Origin of the sequence: Rhodococcus sp. T2V (assembly GCF_029269925.1) — a bacterium.
In the GTDB taxonomy this organism is placed as follows: domain Bacteria; phylum Actinomycetota; class Actinomycetes; order Mycobacteriales; family Mycobacteriaceae; genus Rhodococcus_F; species Rhodococcus_F koreensis.
In genome coordinates this window covers 1-2688 of the sequence record NZ_JARJBD010000237.1, presented here as the reverse complement: position 1 = coordinate 2688, position 2688 = coordinate 1, and the positions used below count along the sequence as shown (strand labels likewise).

The following is a 2688-nucleotide window of genomic DNA, read 5'->3' as shown; positions in this document are numbered from 1 at the left end:
ACACCCTCCCCCTCCCCACCGACCGACCCCGACCCACCCACCGCACCCACCACGGAGAGTCGGTCCGCTTCGAGATCCCGGCCAACGTGCATCGCCACCTGCATGCGCTCGCCCGGGGCACCGGGGCGACCACGTTCATGACTCTGCATGCGGCATTCGCGGCGCTGCTCGCGCGCCTGTGCGACACGGACGACATCGTGATCGGTACCCCGGTCGCCGGCCGTCCCGATCCCCGACTGGACCCACTCGTCGGCATGTTCGTCGGGACGCTCGTTCTCCGGACCCCGGTCGACTCGGCCGATTCGTTCCGTGAAGTGCTCTCCACAACGCGCGACGCAGATCTTGGTGCATTCATGCACGCCGACCTGCCCTTCGAGATGCTCGTCGACCTGCTGACGCCGGAGCGGTCCACGACGCACACACCGTTGTTCCAGGTCATGATCGACTACGGAACCGAGTTGCCACTTCACCTCGAACTACCGGACGTGACCGTGACGGTCGCCGAGGACGCTCCACCCGTCGCGAAGTTCGACCTTCAGCTCACGCTCCGCGAACATCCGGACGCCGCGGACCCCGGCCTGTCGGCGGCGTTCACCTATGCCACCGATATCTTCGACCGCGCCACCGTCGAGGGTGTCGCCGCGCGCTTCCTACGACTCCTCGAGGCGGTGACCGCGAACCCGGGCCGGCCCGTCGGCGACGTCGACCTCCTCGACGCCACCGAACGCGCCGCACTGACTACAGGGGGGAACGCCCCCGCGCTGCCGGCGGAACCCGGCGAGGACACACTCGCCGACCGGTTCACTCGGTCCGTCCGACATTTCCCTGACGAATCGGCGCTGACCTATGCCGACGAAACCCTCACCTACGCGGCGCTCGGCGCCCGCGTCTACCGCCTCGCCCGCCATCTCGTCGAACTCGGCGCCGCCCCCGACACGGTGGTCGCGGTGGCGCTGCCGCACTCGATCGATCTGGGAGTTGCCCTGCTCGCAGCACAGCAAGCGGGAGCCGGCTACCTCGCCCTCGACGTCGGTCACCCGGCGGACCGGCTCGACGCCACGATGTCCGACGCCGCCCCGGTGTGTCTCGTCTCCTGCGCCGACTACGCGGCCCGACTGCGCCGGGACCTTCCGACGGTGCTCGTCGATGACGCGGACACGCGCGCACGCCTGAACGACCTGTCGCCGGAACCGATCACCGATTCGGAGAGACGGGCCGGACTCACCCCCGACGCGGTGGCATACGTCGTCTACACGTCGGGGTCGACCGGACGTCCGAAAGGTGTCGCGGTGACACACCGCAATGTCACGACACTGTTCGATAACACCCGGCCTGCATTCGGTTTCGCCGAAACCGACGTGTGGACGCTCTTCCACTCCGCCGCCTTCGACTTCTCTGTGTGGGAGTTGTGGGGCGCCCTCCTCCACGGTGGCCGACTGGTCGTCGTGGACACGATCACCGCCCGATCACCCGACGAGTTCCTGGACCTGCTCCGCCGGGAGCAGGTGACGGTCCTGTGCCAGACGCCCACCGCGTTCGCCCAGTTGGCCACGGCGGAACGGAACCAGCCGACCGACCTGGCGTTGCGGTACGTCGTCTTCGGCGGCGAAGCCCTCGAGGGCGGTCACCTCGTCGATTGGCTCGACCGGCACGAACGCAGCCGACCCCAACTCGTGAACATGTACGGCATCACCGAGACCACCGTGCACGTGACCAGATATCCCCTCGGTGAGACCCCTCCCGGTGCGCGGTCGATCATCGGCCGGGCGATTCCGGGACTGTGCGTGTACGTCCTCGACCGTCGGCTTCACCCGGTCCCCACCGGGGTGACCGGCGAGATGTACGTTGCCGGGAACCAGGTCACCCGCGGGTACCTGCACCGACCCGGGCTGACAGCGACCCGGTACGTGGCCGACCCGGCCGGCCGCGGAGCACCCATGTACCGGACCGGCGACCTCGCACGCTGGAATACGCAGGGCCAACTCGAGTTCCTCGGACGAAGTGACTCCCAGGTTCAGCTTCACGGGTACCGGATCGAGCCGGGCGAGGTCGAGGCCGCACTCGTCCGCCACGTGGACGTCGCGCAGGCCGCGGTGTCGGTGCGTACCGATGACCGAGGCGCCGGGCGGCTGATTGGGTACGTCGTACCCGCCCGGGACGGCGACCGGGCGAGGACTGTCGACATCGAACAGGTCCTCGGCTTCGCAGGAACGATTCTCGCGCCGCACATGGTCCCGGCGATGCTGATGGTCCTCGACCGCCTGCCGCTGACCCCGAACTGCAAGCTCGATCGCCTGCAGCTGCCCGCACCCGACTTCGCCGAACGCGTCTCCACGGGCCACGCACCGGTGACCGCGACCGAGATCGCCCTGGCCGAGGCTTTTGCGGACGTACTCGCGGTGCCGTCCGTAAGTGCCGACGACTCCTTCTTCGCGCTCGGTGGCGACAGCATCATGGCGATCCAGTTGGTCCTCCGCGCCCATGAGGACGGCGTTTTCATCACTCCCCGTGACATTTTCGAGCACCATACAGTCGCCGCACTCGCCGAGGTTGCGGGCACCCAGAAACCGGACGTGCTGGCGGAGCTTCCCGGCGGCGGCGTCGGGACCACACCCCTCCTGCCCATCGCACGCTGGTTGCTCGAACGCGGCGGCAACCTCGACACGTACTGCCAGGCAGTCCTGCTCA

Annotated in this window: 1 protein-coding gene; it reads left to right on the top strand. The window is 68.5% G+C overall.

Going from position 1 to position 2688, the window contains the following annotated elements; translation table 11 throughout:
- Positions 1-2688, top strand: a 2688-nt coding sequence (locus P3H15_RS53490) for an amino acid adenylation domain-containing protein (RefSeq protein WP_276144742.1), incomplete at both ends; no start/stop codon positions are given.